The sequence below is a fragment of the Beutenbergia cavernae DSM 12333 genome, from assembly GCF_000023105.1.
GTDB classification, from domain to species: Bacteria; Actinomycetota; Actinomycetes; order Actinomycetales; family Beutenbergiaceae; genus Beutenbergia; species Beutenbergia cavernae.
In genome coordinates this window covers 2,981,232-3,000,822 of record NC_012669.1, presented here as the reverse complement: position 1 = coordinate 3,000,822, position 19,591 = coordinate 2,981,232, and the positions used below count along the sequence as shown (strand labels likewise).

Here is a 19,591-nt window from a genome sequence, read left to right as displayed (position 1 = left end):
CGATGCCCGCTGACACCCCCACGATCCCGACGTGTGCCGCACTGGCGAGCGCCGTCGTCGTCGACGCCTACGACGACATGGTCAACCCGCCCGGGCTGACCAACCACGTCGTGACCGCCCAGGTCGACCACGACGTCGTCGCCGTGCGCAGCGTGCACGCGCCGCCGCTCGTCGGTGGGGACCGGATCACCGGCCAGCTGTTCGTCGAGGGCCGGCTCGCGCGCTCGTACGGCGGCGCCGTGGCCACGCAGTGGCGGCCCGACCGGGTCGAGCGCCGCACGAGCGTGGCGGGGTACGAGATCGCGACGACCACGGTGTGCCCGCCCGGCGCGAACGGCGTCGTCGTCCACGTCCGCGTGGAGTCCGAGCACCCGATGGTCGAGCTCGGCTTCTGGCTGGACTCGGCGGTGACGCGCGCGCAGGCGTGGCGCAACGCGGAGACGCCGACCACGCCGAACACGCTCGCCTTCGCCCCGGGCCGCGAGGGCACCGTCGTGGTGGGTGCGCCTCAGGACGGGGCGGCCGTGTGCGTGCAGGGTGTGGACGTGCCGTCGGGAACGGTGATCGTCGGCGAGCCGCGGCTGCTCCAGGTCGAGCTCACGCTCACGGGCGGCTCGGCGGAGCTGACGTTCGCCGTCGTTCTCGGGACCGACGCGGAGGCGGCGGTCACGGAGCTCGACGCGCTGCTCGCCGCGCCCGAGCTGGCCGTCGCGGCGTCGGAGCGTGAGTGGAACCGGGAGCTCGCGGCGCTGTTCGACGACGACGACGAGACGTTCGCCGGCAGCCTCCCCGTGCTGCACACGGACGACGACGCGTTGCGCACCCTGTACTGGTGGGGCGCCATGGGGGTGCTGTGGTTCCGCCGGACCAACCCCGCCAGCGTGCTCGGCACGACGTACGACACGCTCATGCCCCGGTACTGGGTCACGACGACGTTCCTGTGGGACTACTCGCTCAGCTCGCACGTGCACGCGCAGCTCGAGCCGGACGTCATGAAGCGGCACATCCGGCACTGGGTGAGCCTCGACCTGGACAAGCACTTCGGGACGGAGTGGCTGACGGGCGGGCCGGTGGGCTACTGGTACTCCGTCAACCACTACGCGATGACGCGGCTCGTGCGCGACTACGTGGCGTTCACGGGCGACGTGGCGTTCCTCGACGAGGTGGTGGCGACGGCGGACGGCGGCGAACGCCGGATGGGCGACCACGTGCGCGAGTGGGCCCGCGCGTGGCACCGGCTGCGCGGGGCCTCCGGGCTGGCCGACTACGGCGAGATCGACAACCTGCTCGAGTGCGTGAGCACGTACACGCACGAGGTCGCGAGCCTCAACGCCGCCAACGTGTGGTGCCTGCGCACGGCGGCCGACGTCGCCGACCTCGAGGGGGACTCCGACGGCGCGGCGCGGCTGCGCGGGGAGGCGGAGGATCTCGTCGCGCTGGTGCTCGGGCGCTACGTCGACGGAGCCGGCTACTTCCTCACGGGGCGCAGCGACGGCTCGGAGGTGCCGACGCGCCACTGCTACGACTTCGCGACGGTGGGGACGACGATCGCCGCGGACCTGCCCGAGCACGTGCGCGACGAGATGGTGGCCTTCTTCGTGCGGGAGCTGCGGACGCCGTCGTGGATGCGAGCGCTCTCGCCCTGGGACCCGGACGCCGCCTACTCGCTGCGCGCGGACCACCAGTGGAACGGGGCGTACCCGGCGTGGCCGGCGGACAGCGCCCGGGCCGCGATCGCGCTCGGCCACCCCGAGGCGGTGCTGGAGTGGCTGCCCGGCCTGGCGCGGACGGCGAACCAGGGCCCGCCGGGGCAGGCGCACTTCGTGGAGGAGGCCGCCGAGCCGGTGGACGGCGGCGCGCGCAAGACGCCGCCGCAGTTCCCGTACCTCATCGACTGGGCCTGTTCGTCGGCCGGATCCTGGGTCGAGCTCGTAGTGGGCGCGCTGTTCGGGGTCGAGGTGGGGCTCGACGGCTCCGTCACGGCGAGCGGACCCGTGCCCGGGCTCGATCCGGGCGCGCGCCTGACGGGGCTGCGCGTGGCGGGGCGGACGTACGACGTCGACGCGAGCGGCCTCGTCGCGCGCTGAGCGGCCTGCCCCCCGGGGTGCTCAGGGCGACTCGCGCAGCGCTGCGGCGAGCTCTCGCCGGGAGCCGATCCCGAGCTTCGTGTAGACGTGGCGGAGGTGGTACTCGACGGTCTTCGGACTGAGGAAGAGGGCACCCGCGGCCTCGCGGGTCGTCCTCCCGTCGGCCAGGAGCAGCGCGATCTGCAGCTCGCGCGGCGTCAGCTCCGTGACCGGGCCGGCCTCGCGGCGGCGCACGCTCAGGCCGGTCGCGTTCAGCTCGGCCGTGGCGATGTCCGCCCATGCCGCGGCACCCAGGCGATGGAACGTCTCCAGCGCCTCGCGGAGGTGGACCCTGGCGTCGACGCTGCGACGCGCGCGGCGGAGCCGTTCGCCGTACACGAGGTGCGTGCGGGCCACCTCGAACACGTCGAGCGTGCCGGCGTGCAGCTCCAGCGCCTGGGCGAACGGGCCGTCGACGTCGTCGACGGGAGCGAGCAGGCCACGCACGCGAGCGGCGCGTGCGAGCGACCAGGGCTGCCCCTTGCGCTCCGCCTGCTCGAGGTACGGCACGGCGAAGGGGAGTGCCTCGTCGGACCGGCCGCCGCGACACAGCGCCTCCACGAGCTCCGGGACGGGGGAGAGGTCGACGTCGGCGACCCCGAGGTCCTCCAGCCACGCCGTGACGCCGGCGAACTCCTCGATCGCCGTGGTCACCTCGCCGGCGCCGAGGTGCAGCTCCGCCACGGCGAACCGGATCCACGCCTCACCCATCCGGACGTCGTCAGCGGCGTCGAGCTGCCGTGCCTGGTCGACGGCAGCCAGACACTCGGCGGTCCGCCCTTGGCGCGCCATGACCCACGCGAGCCCGGCGAGCGACGCCGCGAGCTCCGTGACCTGGCCGAACTCGCGGGCGAGCGAGATCGCCTCCCCGTAGCCGGCCGCGGCCTGCTGCCAGCGGTCGGTCGTCGCGTCGTCCCTGGCCACGTGGTGCAGGAGGTGCGGGAGGGTACCGACGGCGCCCGCCGCGCGGCCCTGCTCGAGCGCGTCCGCGACGAGCGACCGGGCTGCTCCGCTCTCGCGGAGGAACAGCGAGCCGATCACGTCCCATCCCGGCGGGACGTCACGCGTCGGCAACGTCGCCAGGAGCTGGACGCCGCGGCGGATCGGTGCGATGCCCCCTCCGCCGGCGAGGATCCTGGCCATCCCGACGGCGACGGATGCGACGGCGACCGCCGACGCGTCGTCGTCCGTCTCGCCGGCCGCCAGGAGGCGCTCGATCGCGTCGGCGGCTCGCACCGCGCCCGGGACGTCCAGGAGGTAGAGGCACGCGTCCACCGCTTCCGCGTACATCCGCAGCGCGAGGCCGGGGGCGGCGTCGGCAGCCTCGGCGCCGCCGGCGGTGAGTACGTCGCGGGCGTCGCGGAGGTGCCCGCCACGCGCGGCAGCCGTCCCTTCGACGAGCCGGGCACGGGCCGCGACGTGGGGTGAGGGATCGTGGCGGAGAGCCTGATCGAGCAGCACGAGGGCGTTGGCGTCCTCACCGGCCGACGCGGCGGCGTCGCCGGCGGCCAGGAAGCGGCGTGCGCGCACCGTCTCGGACGTCGAGAGGTGTGCTGCGCGCTCGTGGGCGGTGGCCGCGACGGCGTGGGCGCCGCGGCGCGCGGCGCGGCGCCCGACGGCCTCGACCTCGTCCGCGACGGCGGCGTCGGGCCCGAGCGCGGCTGCGGACCGGTGCCAGGCCCGGCGGTCCGCGTCTCCCGCCGGGAGCACGTCGGCGACGATGCGGTGGGTGCGGCGCCGGTCTTCCGTGCTCGCGGCGGCGTAGACGGCGGAGCGCACGAGCGGGTGCGAGAAGGCGACGCGTGCGCTCGTGACGGTGAGCAGGCCGAGGTGCTCCGCCCGTTCGAGGGCATGCAGGTCGAGCGCGTCGGCGGCGCAGGCCCGGGCCACCACGGCGAGGTCGCCGGCGGCGACGGCCGCCGCCAGGAGCACGGCCACGTCCTGCGGGGCCAGCCTCGACAGGCGCTCACCGAACGCCTCGGCGAGCACCTGGGGCACGAGCGGCGGGGCATCGGGAACCGGCCCGATGAGGCGCCCGGGATCCCGGACGAGCTCGCGCACCGCCAGCGGGTTGCCCTCGGCGAGCTCGAGCACGAGTCGTCGCTGGTGAGGGTCCAGACCGGCGGGCGCCGCGGCCTCGGCGAGCAGCTCCGCGGCGTCCGGGGCGAGCGGCGCGAGCGTGCGTCGGTGCGGCGTCGCGGAGGACCACGGCGCCGCATCTGGATCGCGGACCGCGACGAGCACGAGCACGGCGTCGGCCAGCAGACGCCGGCACGTGAAGGCGATCGCCTCCGCCGACGGACGATCCAGCAGCAGCGCGTCGTCGACGACCCCGAGCACCGGGCGTCGTTCCGCCAGCGACGCGACGAGCGTCAGCACCCCGGCGGAGACCGCGAACCGGTCGACCTCGTCGCCGTCGCGCAGAGCCAGGGCGGTGGCCAGCGCCGTGGCCTGCGGGTGCGGCAGGTCCTCGATCCGGTCGGTGACCGGCCGGAGCAGCTCGGCGAGCCCGGCGAACGGGAGGTCGCGCTCCGCTTCCGTGCCCGTGACCCGCAGCACCTGGAACCCCTCGGCACGGGCCACGGCGTCGTCGAGCAGGGCGCTCTTGCCGATCCCGGCGTCGCCGGTCACCACGAGCGCGCCGCCCGAGCCCAACCGGGCAGCGGCGATCAGCGCGTCGATGGCGCGCTGGTCGTCCTCCCGCCCCAGCAACATGGCGGATCGAGTCTAGGAGCGCCGTGGCCCCGGTACCCGGGCAGCGCGGGCATCGATCGCCTCGCGCACGACTAGGGGGGTCCCCGGATGCCCTCCGTGACGAGCGCGGCGGATTCTCGTCGAGCAGCCGGCGAATCGGTCGCCGGTCGCGCCCGAGAGGAACCGCCATGACCACCACCGACACCGCCGTCATCGACGAGGGCAAGCTGATGAGCTTCGTGTTCCGGGCCGTCGACGAGGTCGGCGCCACCCTGAACTGTGCGCTCGTCGTCATGGGTGACCGCCTCGGCTACTACCGCGCGCTGGCCGACTACGGCCCGCTCGCGGCACCGGAGCTCGCCGCGCGCACGGAGACCGGCGAGAAGTATGCGCGCGAGTGGCTCAACGCGCAGGCGGCCGGCGGCTTCGTGACCTACGACAGCGCGACGGGTGAGTACACGCTGCCGCCCGAGCACGCGATCGCCCTCGCCGACGAGTCGTCGCCCGCGTTCCTGCCCGGCTTCTTCCAGATCGCGTTCGGCACGGTGAGCGATGCGAGCCGGATCTTCGAGCTCGCGCGCGACGGAGACGGGCTGGCCTGGGGAGACCACAGCACCGACGTCCACGTGGGGTGCGAGCGGTTCTTCCGGCCGGGCTACGTCGCCAATCTCGTGAGCTCCTGGCTCCCCGCGCTCGACGGCGTGGTCGCGAAGCTCGAGGCCGGGGCACGTGTGGCCGACCTGGGGTGCGGCCACGGCTCGTCGACCGTCATCATGGCCGAAGCCTTCCCGCAGTCGACGTTCGTGGGCTCGGACGCGCACGCCGCGTCGATCGACACGGCACGTCAGCGCATCGAGGACGCGGGCCTGAGCTCTCGCGTGTCGCTCGAGGTGGCCTCAGGAGGCGAGTTCACCGGTACGGGCTTCGACCTCGTCACCACGTTCGACGCGCTGCACGACATGGGCGACCCGGTCGGCACGGCCCGGCACGTGCACGCCGCGCTGGCCGAGGAAGGCACCTGGATGATCGTCGAGCCGGCGGCAGGGGACCGGGTCGAGGACAACTTCAACCCGGTCGGGCGGGCCTACTATGGGTTCTCCACGCTGCTCTGCACGCCGTCGTCGCTCTCGCAGGACGTCGGCCTCGCCATCGGGACCCAGGCCGGTCCGGCCAAGATCCGCGACATCGTGACCGCGGCAGGCTTCACCAGCTTCCGCGTCGCCGCCCAGACGCCGTTCAACAACGTGCTCGAGGTCAGGAAGTGAGCGCGACCGAATCGGAGACACCCCCGGCCCGGCTCGGCGACGCGCGCGACCCGGCCAGCCGTGCCCGGCTGCCGGACGCGGCGGGGGTGGTCGAGCGCGACGGCGTGGCGCTCGCGTGGGAGTCCTACGGGCAGCCGGGCGCGCAGACCCTGCTGCTGCTGCCGACGTGGTCGATCGTGCCCTCGCGCATCTGGAAGGCGCAGGTGCCCTACCTGGCGCGGCACTTCCGGGTCGTCACGTTCGACGGACGGGGGAGCGGTGCCTCCGGGCGCCCTGAAGGTGCGGCGGCGTACACGAACGCCGAGTACGCCGCCGACGCCGTCGCCGTGATGGACGCCGCCGGCATCGAGCGTGCGGCGCTCGTGGGGTTGTCGTGCGGGGTGGCGTGGGCCGTCCACGTCGCCGCGGAGAACCCCGGCCGCGTGCAGGGCATCGTCGCGATCGCGCCGTCGTGCGGGTTCGACGTGCCGCGCTCGCACCGCGACACGTACGCCTGGGACGCCAGGTACTCCCACCACGACGGCTGGGCGATGTACAACCGCTACTTCTGGACCGAGGGCGACGACGACGACTACGACACGTTCCTGCGGTTCTTCTTCGGCGAGATGTTCAGCGAGCCGCACTCGACGAAGCAGATCGAGGACGCCGTCGCCTGGGGTCACGAGATCAGCCCGGCCACGCTCGCCGACACGACCGCCGGCCGCCTCGGGTGCGACGGCGCCGTGTGCGACCTGATCGAGCCGCTCTGCGAGCAGGTGCGGTGCCCGGTGCTCGTCGTGCACGGCACCGACGACCGCGTGCGCGGGATCCAGTACGGGGAGCGCCTGGCCGAGCTGACGGGCGGGACGATCGTCCGCGTGGAAGGCGGCGGGCACGGGCCGAATCTCCGGGACCCCGTTCTCGTCAACCACGAGATCCGGCGGTTCGCCGAGAGCCTCGCGCCGACATCGGCACCCCGTCGGTGGACGCGCGGGCGGAACCGCCGGGCGCGCGCGCTCTACATCTCGTCACCCATCGGCCTCGGCCACGCCCGGCGGGACCTCGCCGTCGCCCGGGAGCTCCGCGCCCTGCACCCCGAGCTCGAGATCGACTGGTTGGCGCAGGAACCCGTCACGCGAGTTCTCGATGCCGCCGGCGAGCGCGTCCACCCGGCGTCGGCCCATCTGGCGAGCGAGTCCGGCCACATCGAGCACGAGTCGGGCGAGCACGACCTGCATGCGTTCGCCGCGATCCGGCGGATGGACGAGATCCTCGTCAGCAACTTCATGACGTTCGACGAGGTGACCGAGACCGAGAACTACGACCTCGTGATCGGCGACGAGGCGTGGGACGTCGACTACTTCCTGCACGAGAACCCCGAGCTCAAGCGCTCGGCCTACGCCTGGTTCACCGACTTCGTCGGGTGGTTGCCCATGCCGGACGGCGGGGCGCACGAAAGTGCGCTCACCGCCGACTACAACGCGGAGATGATCGAGCACCGGGCGCGGTACCGCCGTCTCCGCGACGCGTCGATCTTCGTCGGGAGCGCGGACGACGTCGTCCCCGACCGGTTCGGCCCGGATCTCCCGGAGATCCGCGGCTGGGTGCAGGACAACTTCTCCTTCGCCGGCTACGTGACGGGCTTCGACCCGGGCGAGCTGGGGGAGCGTGAGGAGATCCGCGAGCGCCTGGGCTACCGGCCGGACGAGCAGGTGTGCGTCGTCACGGTGGGCGGGTCCGGCGTCGGGGGCGACCTGCTGCGGCGCGTGCTGGACGCGGTGCCCGTGGCGCGCCGGCTGGCGCCCGGTCTCCGGTTCGAGATCGTCACCGGCCCGCGCATCGATCCGCGCACGCTCCCGCGACGTCGCGGCGTCCGCCTGCACGGATACCGCGGCGACCTCACGGCGCTCCTCGCCGCGTCCGACGTCGCCGTCGTGCAGGGCGGGCTGACGACGTGCATGGAGCTGACGGCGCTTCGGCGGCCGTTCCTGTACGTGCCGCTCGAGCACCACTTCGAGCAGAACTTCCACGTGCGGCACCGGCTAGAGCGCTACCGCGCGGGCACCCACCTGCCCTACGCCGCCGCGACCGACGCCGACGGCCTCGCGGAGGCGCTCGTCAAGGAGCTGGGCCGGGACATCGACTACCGCCCCGTGGAGACCGACGGCGCGGCGCGGTCGGCGCGGCTCCTCGCGGATCTGCTGTGACGAGCGGGGTCAGGCGACGGCGAGGGCGGCCGGCAGGTCCTCGGCGTGCACGACGACGAGACGCGAGACGGCCCGCGTGAGGACGACGTAGAGGCGGTTCAGCCCGCGCGGCTCCGCGGCCACGATCTGCGCCGGCTCGACGGCGACGACGTGGTCGAACTCCAGGCCCTTGGCGAGCGACGCCGGGACGAGCGTGAGGCGCTCGGCCGACTCGAGGTCGTCGGCGGCTCCCCAGGCGAGCCCGCTCCCTGTCAGCGCCGCGCCGGCGCTCGCGGCGACGGCGTCCGGGACGATCAGCCCGACGGACCCTTCCGTGCCCAGCGCCGCACGGGCCTCGTCGACGTAGGCGGCGGTGAGGTCGCCGGTGCGGCGCACCCGGAAGTCGCCGTCCCGGCGCAACGAGCGCGTCACCGGAAGGTCGTCGCCGAGCGTCGGCACGAGGCGGTTCGCGACGTCCATCACGACAGCGGGCACGCGGAATCCCGTGGTGAGGTGCTCGACGGTGGCGTCCGCTCGGCCGAGGTGCGTGAGCACGTCGGTCCACGTGCGTGCCGCCCACGGCGTCGTCCCCTGGGCGAGGTCGCCGAGCACGGTCAGCGAGCCGTGCGTGCTGCGCCGGGCCAGTGCGCGGCACTGCATCGGCGAGAGGTCCTGGGCCTCGTCCACGATGATGTGCCCGTATGTGGCGGGTCGCTCCATGAGAGCGGCGAGCTCGTCCAGGAGGAGGGCGTCGGCGGTGCTCCAGCCCGCCCGCCGGGAGCGGGAGCGGAAGGTCGAGACGAGCACCTCCTGCTCCGCCTCGTCGAGCACGCCCTCGGCCGCCGCGGCTAGCACGGCCGGGTCGCCGAGCAGCCGCCGCAGCACCTGCGCTGGCGTCACGGCCGGCCAGGCGCCGGTGAGGAACGCCGTCACCGGGCGGCTGCGGGCCGTCCGTCGCACCCACGCCTCGCCAGGGCTCTCAGCGCGCCGCAGCTCGACGGCGCGCTCGAGCCGGGCGGCGATGCGCGCCCGCACCAGCTCGCGGCCCCCGGTGTACGTCGGGGAGCGGTCGAGGACCTCGCGCACGACGCCGTCGAGCTCCGTGGGGCCGAGCGTGTAGCGGTCCGCGCCGAGGGCGACGGCGAGCACGTCAGCGGCGGGTGTCACGTGCGCCCAGAGCGCCCGGTGCAGCACCTCGGCCATCCGCGCGTCGTGCTTGAGAGACTCGACCGCCGGCGGGTCGGAGGCACCGGCGGGCTCGCCCGGAGCGGTGTACACCTCATCGATGCTCACCTGTACGGCGTCGAGCTCGCCGAGCGCGGGGAGGATGCCGCTGACGTAGGCCAGCAGGGCGCTGTTCGGACCGACGACGAGCACCCGGGAGCGCTCGAGCTGCGAGCGGTAGGTGTACAGGAGGAAGGCCGCGCGGTGGAGCCCGACAGCGGTCTTCCCGGTGCCCGGTCCGCCCTGCACGCACAGGGACGTGCTCAGCGCCGCACGCACCAGGTCGTCCTGCTCGGGCTGGATGGTGGCGACGATGTCCCGCATCGGCCCGACGCGGGGCCGCTCGATCTCCTCCGTCAGGATGCGGCTCGACGCGACGTCGCTGGACTCCCCACGGTCGAGGTGCTCGTCCTCGAAGCTCGTGAGCACGCCGCCGGACGACCCGAACCGGCGTCGCGTCGCCACACCGTGCGGCGTGCGCGTGCTGGCCTGGTAGAACGCCCGCGAGACGGGTGCCCGCCAGTCCAGCACCAGCGGGTCGTGCCGCTCGTCGGTCACGTGCCGGCGGCCGATGTAGCACCGCGGGTGCTCGCCGTCGGGCGGCTGCGAGAAGTCGAGCCGCCCGAAGAACAGCGGCGTGCCCGGGTCGTCTGCCAGCTCCGCGACCCGTCGCGTGAGCGCGAAGCCGAGGCGCTCCGCTGCGTACGCGTCCCCGCTGACACCGGAGCCGATCTCGAGCACGTGCTGGGCGCGAGCCCGCATCCGTCCGAGCGCCTCCCGCGCGGCGACGAGGTGCGCGCGCTCCGCGTCCAGCTCGCGGGTCAGGTCGACGTCCGCGGCGCTCATCGAGGCCCCGCGACGGGCCGCAGGGCACGCACGACGACGGCGCCCGGGCATGGCCGGGCCCAGGTGGGGGTGGGCATCCGGGGAGCCTAGCGCGCGGCGGTGCGTCGCGGCAGGGGTCCGTCGGTCGCCACCCTGGTGGCGACCGTGTGGTTGTTCCCTCGTTCGGCCACGTTCAGGGGACTGGCCGCACGGTGGCGACGGGTGCCGGCGCCTGTCGCACGCCGACCCCGCCCCTACTTCGCAGCAGGCGTGGTGCGCTGACCCGCGGCGGCCTTCCGTGCCTCGTGCGCGCTCTGCTCCGTCGTCCGGGCGAGGAAGTCGACGACGCCGCCGGTGGCCTTCCCGGCCGAGGCCACCTTCATGCCGGGGTAGCGCAGGCGAGCGAACGTCTCGGGCAGACTTCGCGAGAGCGTGCGGATGGCGACGCCGCCGAGCCACCACGGGACCACGAGCGCGTTGACGAGGGCGATGCCGAGCAGCGCCGGACCGGCCCACGGCGCCCCGGCACCCCACCCGGCGAACAGGTGCAAGCCCACAGCGGCGAGCGTGGGGGAGGCGAGGACCAACGTGGTGTACAGGCCGATCTGGATCGCCATGGAGTTCTCACCGGCATCGTTCGCGTTGACCCGCTTGGCCGGCTCCACACCCGGCGTGACCGCGACCACCGACAGGAACGCCGAGGCCCCGCTGCCAGCGCCCAGCAGGGCGAGGATGACGGCGACGATCGGGATGGTGAACGTCCACGACGACGCCAGAGCGCTGACCGCGGCAACCAGCACGAGCGCGGGCAGCCCCAGCGCGAGGGCGATCCCGATCTGGCGGCCACGCACATCGGCGCGGATCGCGCGCGGCGACTGGGCGACGACGAGCTGCCAGAGCGCCGTTCCGTCCTGGCCGTAGAGGTTCGCGCCGCTCAGTCCCACCATGAGGGCGATCGCCATGCCGGCCCACGGCGCGTACGGGCTCCCGCCCGTCACCGAGAGGATGAGCGCGATGAGGATGCCGAACCAGATGGAGGAGCGGACCTCGAGACTGCGCCACGGGTCCCGCCACCAGATCCGGAGCTCCTTGCCGACGACGGCGCCCGTGGGCGTCGTGGGGAGCAGGGCCCGGCCCGACATGACCCGGGAACCCAGGGGACGCCGTCGTCGTCGGGACGTCCGGTTCCCGACGTACGGGGTGAGGAGCCGGACCGCCGCCGCGACGGCGAGTGCGGCGAACGCGGCCAGCAGGCCCAGCCACCCCAGCGCGGCGGCCACGTCGCCGTCAGCGGCCGCATCCACGGCGCGCACGGGCCAGCCGGCCGGCGAGGCGTCGAGCACCGCTGCCGGCGTGCCGCCGAGGCCCTCCGAGAGGAACGTCGGCACCGCCGTGACGATGGGCGAGACGATGAGCCAGCCCGCGAACACGCCGGCGAAGAGGGCCCCGTACTGGATCGCGGCGAGCTCGAGGCCGAGCCGGGACCGCATCGCGGCGCCGAGCAGCGCGTACACGGTGCGGGAGAGTGCGACGACGCCGACGAGGAACAGGGCGGCGGCCAGCAGCCCGACGACGGCGGTCCACGCCTGGCTGCTCACCGCGCCGTAGCCGGCGATGGCGAGGAAGCCCGCGCCGGTGGCGGCGGCGCCGACGCCCACGAAGACGGAGGCCAGCAGGCTGAGGCCCAGCCGTCTCGCCGGGAGGGGCAGGAGCGTGAAGTACTCGGGACGGAGCACGCTCGCGCCGGACGTGAGGATCGGCCCGATGACCCAACCGACGAGCCACATCGCCAGCGCGACCACGAGCACGTCGTGCCGCGCCGCTGGTTCCGCGAAGAGGACGGCGGCCCACGTGAGCGCCGCGGCCACCAGACCCAGGGCTCGGCCGAGGTGGCGCTTCCAGCTCAGCGTGTGCCGCTGGATCGTGAAGCGCAGCCGGATCAGGATCCCAACCATGCGAGCTCCTCCTCTCCGATGCTGCGCTCGCCGACGAGCCGGACGAAGACGTCCTCGAGGGAGCCGTCGCCGCGCACCTCGTCGAGCGTGCCGGCGGCGACGACCTCGCCCTTCGCGATGATCGCGACGCGGTCGCACAGGTCCTCGACGAGCGACATCACGTGCGACGAGATGACGATCGACCCGCCGGCGGCGACGAACCGCCGCATGATGGCGCGCAGCACGCGCGCCGACACGGGGTCGACCGCCTCGAACGGCTCGTCCAGCACCAGCACCTTGGGGGAGTGCAGGAGCGCTGTCGCGAGCCCGATCTTCTTGCGCATCCCGGTGGAGTACTCGATGACGAGGACGCCCTTGGCCTCCGCCTCGTCGAGCTCGAGGATCCGCAGCAGCTCGGCGGTCCGTGAGGCGACGACGTCCGGCGCCATGCCGCGGAGGAGTCCCCAGTAGCGCAGCAGTTCCGCGCCGGTCAGTCGTTCCGGGAGGGCGAGGCCGTCCGGCAGGACACCGAGCATCGCCTTCGCGCGCGTCGGGTCCGCCCAGACGTCGATGCCGTGCACCCGGGCGGTGCCGGAGTCCGGGCGCAGCAGGCCGACGGCCATCGAGAGCGACGTCGTCTTGCCGGCGCCGTTCGGGCCGACCAGGCCGGTGAGGGACCCGACCGGCACGCTCACCGACACGGCGTCCGCCGCGAGCGTGCCGGAGAAGTCCTTGGTCAAGGCGTCGAGCTCGAACGCCGTCATGTGATCATCCGTCCGTCGGGGTCGGTGGTTTGGGGTGGGTGGGGTCGGTCCATCGGTAGCCATGCTGGGTGAAGGCGGAGGCGAGGGCGTCGCCCCCGACCTCGACCTTGACGCGGGCGAGGTCGGTCCCGTTCTCAGCCACGAGCACGAGGTGCTTCGCGTCGAGGAGCGCCTCGCGGACGTCCTCGGCCCGGTGCGTCCGCGTCGAGTCGCCCTTGACGATCGTTACGGCGTCGTCGGCGACCGTCACCCTCACCTCGTCCGCCACGGAGAGCAGAGCCAGGACGGCGCCGAGAACGATGCCCGCGCCCACGAAGACCGCGGGCGCCCAGGGACCCGTCGCGTCGGCGAACCGGCCGACCAGCTCGACCGGTCCACGCCACGGGAACCACTCCAGGTCGAGCAACCAGCCGTGCATCGCGAAGACGCCCCAGCCGAGCAGCGCCCCGCCCCCGACCAGCAGGAGCCAGGTCAGGGCGCGGTCCGTGGAGCTCGGCTCGAGGCGGGTAGGGGCAGGCACGCCTCGAGTGTTCCTAGCGTGCCCGTCCTGTGGCATCGGTCGGTCGGCCACGACGACCGGCCGATCGGCCAGTGCTCCGACCGTCCGGCCGAGGACGAACGATGCGGCGGTCCCTAGGCTCGGGGGATGACGACGTCGGCCGGGCGCTCCTCGCCGGGCGCCGTGGAGTCGTGGGCGCTCCCCGGCGAGCTGGCCCGCGCCGTCGACGAGCCGTCGCTCCTCGACCCGCGGCGCGCGGCGCCCCGCACGACGCGCGACTGGATCGTCGACTCGGTGTTCTTCGTGGTAGCCGTCGGGATCTGGCTCGCCGAGACGCGAGCGCTCCTCAGCGGCTTCGACATCCCCGCCTGGTTGTTCCGCGTGGACCTCATGGCCGGCGCGCTCATGTGCGTGGCCATGTGGTGGCGACGCCGGTTCCCCGTCGCACTCGGGCTCATGGCCGCCGTCGTCGGCTCGTTCTCCAACAGCGCGACCGGCGCCTCCCTCGTGTGCCTCTTCTCGCTGGCGCTGCACCGCGGCTGGCGCTGGTCGCTGCCCGTCACCGCGCTGGCCCTGGCGCTCGGGCTCCCGTACCTCACGACGTACTTCCCGGCCGAGGTCGGCTCCGCTGTCACGTGGGTCGTCCTCGTCGCGCTCCTCCTGCTCGTCGTGATGATCGCCGGGCTCGCGGTCCGGGCGCGGCGTCAGGTCCTCCTCGTGCTGCGCGAGCGTGCGGATGCGGCGCGGCGTGAGGAAGGGCTCCGGCTGGAACGCGCCAGGGACGCCGAACGGGAGCGCATCGCCCGCGAGATGCACGACGTCCTCGCCCACCGGCTGTCGCTGCTCGCCGTGCACGCGGGCGCGCTCGAGTACCGCGTGAACCAGGTGGCGGCCGCGGGAGCGCCGCCGCTCACGCCGGCGGACCTGGAGCGATCGGTCGGTGTGGTGCGCAGCAACGCCCACCTGGCGCTCGAGGAGCTGCGCGGCGTCCTGCAGGTGCTGCGCGGCTCAGGCGAGGACGACGACGGCGCGGCGCCTCCCGCGCCGACGCTCGCTGGTCTCCCGCGCCTCGTGCAGGAGTCGGAGTCGGCCGGTCAGCGGGTCCGGTTCACGCTGGACGTGCCGGGGGACGGCGCCGATGACGCCCTCCGGCCGATCGGCGTCGGTGAGGCCATCCCGGACGGCGTCCAGCGGACCGTGTACCGCGTCGTGCAGGAAGGGCTCACGAACGCGCGGAAGCACGCGCCGGGGGCCGAGGTGCACGTGCGGATCCAGGTGGAGCGAGGACTCGCCGTCGTCGCCGTCGCCAACCCCGTGCCGATCGGCGTGACGTCCAGCGAGCTGCCGGGGGCCCGCACCGGGCTGCACGGCCTGGGCGAGCGGGTCCGGCTGCACGTCGGACGCGATGGCGACCGCGGAACCGTGACGCACGGGATCGACGGCGGACAGTTCCGCCTCGACGCACGGATACCGTGGGAGCCGTGACGCGTGTGCTCCTGGTCGACGACGACCCTCTCGTGCGCGCCGGCCTGCGCCTGATGCTGGAGTCCGCCGGCGATCTCGACGTCGTCGGTGAGGTGGGGGACGGGGCGGAGGTCGTCGACGCCGTGGCTCGCTGGGCGCCCGACGTCGTGCTCATGGACATCCGGATGCCCGTCCTGGACGGCATCGCCGCGACTCGCGCACTGGTGGATCGCCCCGGTGCGACGCCCGCAGTGCTCGTCCTCACGACGTTCGGGGCCGACCGTACGGTCGTCGACGCGCTGCGCGCGGGCGCCGCGGGATACGTCCTCAAGGACACCCCGCCGGCCGAGATCGTCGAGGCGGTGCGCCGCGTGGCCGCCGGGGAGGCGGTCCTCTCGCCCGCCGTCACGCGGAGCCTCATCGACGTCGCGACGGCGGCCGACTCCGAGCCCGAGGCCGGCGCTGCGGCGCGCCGGTCGCTCGCGGCGCTGACCGAGCGCGAGCGCGACGTGGCCGACGCCGTCGCCGACGGGCTCTCGAACGGTGAGATCGCCGCCCGGCTCTACCTCTCGACGTCGAGCGTCAAGACCCACCTGTCGAGCGCGCTGACGAAGCTCGGCCTGGTGAACCGGGTCCAGCTCGCGATCCTGGCGCACGCCTCCCGCCGTCCGGACGCCGAGGGCCGCTGACGCGACCCGACCCGACCCGACCCGACGTCGACGGATATACGTCGAGTGACGATGGTGCCGTGTCGGACGGTGCCCGTAACGTCATGCGCATGACCTCACAGGGAGTGCAGGAACTGACCGACCGCACGATCGGGGCGGTGCACGAGCGTGGCGACGCGGGGCTCGCCGGATCCTTCCCGATCCAGAACACCCTCTTCTCGGTGGACCCGGACGTGGTCGTCGAGCCGGCCGCGGAGGGCGACGTCGTCGCGGCGGTCCGCTTCGCCGCCGCCCAGGACCTGCCGATCCGTGTCGTGGCCACCGGCCACGGGATCCATGCGGACCTCACCGGTGGCCTGCTCGTCTCCACCGGCGGCCTCGGCGGCGTGAGCGTCGATCCCGCCACCCGCATCGCGCGCGTCGGCGCGGGCACGCGATGGGCGGACGTGATCGCGGCCGGCGCGCCGCACGGGCTGCTCCCCATCGCCGGCGCGTCCGGCCATGTGGGCACCGTCGGTCTGGTGGCCGGTGGCGGGCTCGGCCCGTTGAGCGCGAGTCACGGAGCCGCGTCGGACTACGCGCGCGCCTTCCGGGTCGTCCTGGCCGACGGCTCGGTGGTCGATGTCGACGCGTCCACGCATCCCGACCTGTTCTGGGCCCTGCGCGGTGGCAAGGGGCCGTTCGGCGTCGTGGTCAGCATGGACGTCGAGCTCGTGCCGCTCGCGCGGCTCTACGGCGGCGTGCTGTTCTTCGACGCCCCCCACATCGAGGCCGCCCTGACGGCGTGGGTCGACTGGCTGGAGCACAAGCCCGCCGATATGTCGACGTCGGTGGCGAACATGGCGCTCCCGCCGCTGCCGTTCGTCCCGGAGCCGTTGCGTGGGCGAACGGTGCTCGCGGTGCGGGTCGGGTACCCCGGCTCGGAGGAGGACGGCGCCGCGGCACTCGCTCCCCTTCGCGCCGCGGCACCCCTGCACCTCGACCTCGTGGGCGAGATGCCGGCGTCCGCGGTCGGCTCCATCCACAACGACCCCGAGGATCCTGGACCCGCCTGGATCCGCGGCGGCGGGCTCACGGCGTTCGGCCAGGACGCCGCCTCGCGGCTGCTCGAGCTCGTCGGGCCAGGGACCGACACGCCGTTCGTGGTCACGGAGATTCGCGCGTTCGGGGCGGCGTGGGCTGGTGATGTCGCCGGCGGGAGCGCCGTCGGTGGCCGCTCGGCGCCGTTCTCGGTGGCCCACATCGGACCTGACCCGACGCGCCATGACGCGATGGCCGAGCGAGCGGATGCCGTGGCCGCGTCCCTCGCCGGATGGCGGGCTCCCGAGACGAACATCAACTTCGTCTCGGGTGCGTTCACGGCCGAGAAGGCGGCCCTCGCGTGGGCGCCCGAGGTGCGGGAACGGCTGGCGGGCGTGCGTCGCGAGCACGACCCGGACGCGCGCTTCGGCTTCCCGCTCTGAGCGGCGGTGGCGGGCCGCAGCGGCGGCCCGCCACACCGCGGGGGTTGGGCGCCCGCCCGTCACTGCCTCGCACTCAGTGCCGGGGCAGGAACCTGTTGAGGATCCGATCGACGAGGGTGTCGGCGTCCGCCGCGAAGCCGGCGTCGATGAGCATCGCCTGGGTGAGGCCGCTCGCCGCCAGCACCACGATCCACGCGTCCGTCTCGGCGTCCGTCGCCTCTGCCGACCCGGACGCCGTGCTGCGCGCTCGTCGCACCTGGCCCGCCACCAGGTCGACGAGGGCGCGCGGTGCCCCGAGCAGGTCGCCCGCGCTCGCCTCTGACCCGGTCAACGCCGCGTTGTGGAACGCCTCCAGCACGATCGCGTCCTCGCGGCGGGCCGGATCGGTGGGGAGCAGCTCCATGAGCACGCCTCGCACCACGTCGTGGGGTGCTGCGCCCTCGCCGAGGTCCGCGAGCCGGCCGGCGAAGCGTTCCGCTGCGTCCATGACGACTGCCCGGTGAGTGGCGAGCAGGAACTCGCGCTTGCTGCCGAAGTAGTACTGCACGAGGCGCACGGAGACCCCAGCCTCGGCGGCCACCGATTGAAAGGTCGCGGCCGGCAGCCCGCCCCGAGCGACGACCCTGCGTGCGGCGTCGGTGATCTGGTGCCGGCGCTCGTCGTGGTCTGCCAGTCGCGGCACGGCGTCCTCCTCGCATCGCTGATTCGTCCGGTCGATGCCCCAATCTCAGAGACGCGACCCTCGTGATACGGTCATACCAACAATTGATGGTACGACTGTATCATCAAGATGGCGATGGAGGGCCCGATGGCACGGATCGGACGGTTCAAGGACGACGAGGCGCGCGCGGCCTACCTGCGGGCGTACGACGCGGTCGCGGATCTGTGGCCGATGCCGGCCACGGACGTCGACGTGCCCACGTCGTTCGGTACCACCCGGGTGCGCTCGTCGGGCGACGGCGCCGGGTCGCCGTTCGTGCTGCTGCACGGCTTCGGTGGCACCGGCCCCACGTGGCACGCCTGCGTGCCGACGCTCGCCGCCGCGCGCCGTGTCTACGCGCCGGACACGATCGGCGCCGCGGGACGGTCGGTGCAGACGGCCCCGCTGCGTGGCGACGCCGACATCGCGCGGTGGCTCGAGGAGGTGCTCGACGGGCTCGGTGCTGATCGCGTCCACCTCGTGGGTGAGTCGCAGGGTGCCTGGCACGCGGCTCTCGTCGCCGTGCACGCGCCGGCCCGGGTGGCGAGCGTGTCGCTCGTCGAGCCCAACGGGGTGTTCGCGCGGACGCCGCTGAGCGCCCTGTCGCGGATGCTGCGCCTCGGCGCCCGCCCGAGCGAGGACGCCTGGAGCAGGATGCACGAGTGGCTGACGCCCGGCGTCCAGCTGGAGGACGAGCTGCTCGAGCTCGCCCGTGCCGCGCAGGGCTACCGCACCGGCCTCGGCTGGGCGCGGCCGCTGAAGGACTCCGCGATCCGACGCATCGACGTGCCGCTGCTCGCGATCTACGGTGGCGCCTCCGTGCTGAGCGATCCTTCGCGGGCCGTGCGTCGGCTCGCCGAGCTGGCGCCGACCGCTGAGGTCGAGGTGTACCCGGGCCGCGGGCACGGCGTCCTCGGCGAGATCCGGGACGAGGTGCTCGCCCGTGTCGTGGACTTCGCCGGACGGCACGACCGCGTCGAGGAGGTCCCGCCGCCCGCCCGCCCCGTCCTGCCGACTCAGCCGAGCTGCGACCGCAGGTAGGTGATGTCCGGGCCCATGTCGCGGTGGGTCTCGCAGATCGCGGGAGTGCCGGCGTCGCGGATCACGCCGGCGATCGCCTCCGGCGGGATCTCCCCGGCGACGACGTTCGCGTGCCGGTCCGCCCCGGAGTCGAACGCGTCACGCGAGTTGTTCGCGTGCACGAGGTCCACGCGACCGGTGATCCCGCGGACCTGCTCGACTGCGTCGGCGAGATCGATCCCCCCGGCCCAGGCGTGGCACGTGTCGAGGCAGAACCCGACCGCGTCGCCTCCGTCCGCCTGCCCGACGGCGTCCCAGAGCCGGGCGATGCTCTCGAGGCGACGGGCCATGGAGTGCTCGCCCCCCGCCGTGTTCTCGATGAAGATCGGCACCGGAGCGTCGAGCTGGTCGATCGCCTTGCGCCAGTTGTCGTAGCCGACGGCGAGATCCGTGCCGGCCGTGACGTGGCCTCCGTGCACGACGACGCCCTTCGCGCCGACCTTCGCCGCCTCGTGGACGACGCCCTGGAGCTGCTTGCGGCTCGGGATCCGGATCCGGTTGTTCGGGCTCGCGACGTTGATGACGTACGGCGCGTGCACGTAGACGTCGATGCCCGCCTCCTCGGTCGCGGCGCGCAGGGCCTCCGCGCCACCCGGGTAGTCCGGGCCGGTGACCTTCCACGACTGCGGATCCCCGAGGAAGATCTGCACGATGTCAGCCCCGATCGCTCGGGCCTGGGTGACGGGGTCGCTCTGGTCGACGTGCGCTCCGATCTGCATG

General features: G+C 73.9%; 14 protein-coding genes. 7 read left to right on the top strand and 7 right to left on the bottom strand.

The features are described from left to right. Nucleotides 1-2: 2 nt before the first annotated feature. The gene (locus BCAV_RS13605; protein WP_015883183.1) at nt 3-2,087 is read left to right on the top strand and encodes a hypothetical protein; all 2,085 of its coding nucleotides are present in this window, start codon (nt 3-5) and stop codon (nt 2,085-2,087) included. Between the two features lie 21 nt (nt 2,088-2,108). Here the strand turns inward: BCAV_RS13605 and BCAV_RS13600 are convergent, their stop codons facing one another. Then, nucleotides 2,109-4,841 carry a LuxR C-terminal-related transcriptional regulator gene (locus tag BCAV_RS13600; RefSeq protein ID WP_015883182.1) on the bottom strand — a complete coding sequence of 911 codons (2,733 nt, stop codon included), beginning with the start codon at nt 4,839-4,841 and terminating at the stop codon, nt 2,109-2,111. A 167-nt stretch (nt 4,842-5,008) separates the two neighbouring features. Between BCAV_RS13600 and BCAV_RS13595 the strand changes: the two genes are divergently transcribed. Further along, entirely contained in the window at nt 5,009-6,085 is a 1,077-nt protein-coding gene (locus BCAV_RS13595) for a class I SAM-dependent methyltransferase (RefSeq protein WP_015883181.1), read from the top strand. Continuing rightward, entirely contained in the window at nt 6,082-8,271 is a 2,190-nt protein-coding gene (locus BCAV_RS13590) for an alpha/beta hydrolase (RefSeq protein WP_015883180.1), read from the top strand. Before BCAV_RS13595 ends, BCAV_RS13590 begins: the two co-directional genes overlap by 4 nt. A 9-nt stretch (nt 8,272-8,280) precedes the next feature. Here BCAV_RS13590 and BCAV_RS13585 read toward each other — a convergent pair whose 3' ends face one another. The 4 genes from BCAV_RS13585 to BCAV_RS13570 all read right to left on the bottom strand — a co-directional run bounded on the left by BCAV_RS13585 (nt 8,281) and on the right by BCAV_RS13570 (nt 13,517). Further along, the gene (locus BCAV_RS13585; protein WP_015883179.1) at nt 8,281-10,320 is read right to left on the bottom strand and encodes a HelD family protein; all 2,040 of its coding nucleotides are present in this window, start codon (nt 10,318-10,320) and stop codon (nt 8,281-8,283) included. A gap of 233 nt (nt 10,321-10,553) precedes the next feature. Continuing rightward, on the bottom strand, nt 10,554-12,254 hold the full coding sequence (locus tag BCAV_RS13580; protein ID WP_015883178.1) for a hypothetical protein: 1,701 nt from the start codon (nt 12,252-12,254) through the stop codon (nt 10,554-10,556). After that, nucleotides 12,239-12,997, bottom strand: coding sequence for an ABC transporter ATP-binding protein (locus tag BCAV_RS13575; protein WP_015883177.1), 759 nt, complete (start codon nt 12,995-12,997; stop codon nt 12,239-12,241). Before BCAV_RS13575 ends, BCAV_RS13580 begins: the two co-directional genes overlap by 16 nt. 4 nt (nt 12,998-13,001) lie before the next feature. Next, nucleotides 13,002-13,517 carry a YqeB family protein gene (locus BCAV_RS13570; RefSeq protein WP_015883176.1) on the bottom strand — a complete coding sequence of 172 codons (516 nt, stop codon included), beginning with the start codon at nt 13,515-13,517 and terminating at the stop codon, nt 13,002-13,004. A gap of 126 nt (nt 13,518-13,643) precedes the next feature. Between BCAV_RS13570 and BCAV_RS13565 the strand changes: the two genes are divergently transcribed. The 3 genes from BCAV_RS13565 (at nt 13,644) to BCAV_RS13555 (ending at nt 17,091) form a co-directional block, all read left to right on the top strand. Then, nucleotides 13,644-14,981, top strand: coding sequence for a sensor histidine kinase (locus BCAV_RS13565; protein WP_015883175.1), 1,338 nt, complete (start codon nt 13,644-13,646; stop codon nt 14,979-14,981). Further along, the gene (locus tag BCAV_RS13560; RefSeq protein WP_015883174.1) at nt 14,978-15,649 is read left to right on the top strand and encodes a response regulator; all 672 of its coding nucleotides are present in this window, start codon (nt 14,978-14,980) and stop codon (nt 15,647-15,649) included. The genes BCAV_RS13565 and BCAV_RS13560 overlap by 4 nt, the downstream gene beginning before the upstream one ends. 89 nt (nt 15,650-15,738) lie before the next feature. Further along, nucleotides 15,739-17,091: an FAD-binding oxidoreductase gene (locus BCAV_RS13555; RefSeq protein WP_187292820.1), complete on the top strand. Its 1,353-nt coding sequence runs from the start codon at nt 15,739-15,741 to the stop codon at nt 17,089-17,091. Between the two features lie 73 nt (nt 17,092-17,164). On the opposite strand, the gene BCAV_RS13550 is transcribed toward BCAV_RS13555, so the two are convergent. After that, nucleotides 17,165-17,773 carry a TetR/AcrR family transcriptional regulator gene (locus BCAV_RS13550; RefSeq protein ID WP_015883172.1) on the bottom strand — a complete coding sequence of 203 codons (609 nt, stop codon included), beginning with the start codon at nt 17,771-17,773 and terminating at the stop codon, nt 17,165-17,167. A 126-nt stretch (nt 17,774-17,899) separates the two neighbouring features. On the opposite strand from BCAV_RS13550, the gene BCAV_RS13545 reads away from it, so the two are divergent. Further along, complete coding sequence (locus BCAV_RS13545) at nt 17,900-18,832, top strand: alpha/beta fold hydrolase (RefSeq protein WP_015883171.1); 933 nt, start codon at nt 17,900-17,902, stop codon at nt 18,830-18,832. On the opposite strand, the gene BCAV_RS13540 is transcribed toward BCAV_RS13545, so the two are convergent. Beyond that, complete coding sequence (locus BCAV_RS13540) at nt 18,808-19,590, bottom strand: deoxyribonuclease IV (protein ID WP_015883170.1); 783 nt, start codon at nt 19,588-19,590, stop codon at nt 18,808-18,810. The genes BCAV_RS13545 and BCAV_RS13540 overlap by 25 nt on opposite strands. Nucleotide 19,591 lies beyond the last annotated feature (1 nt).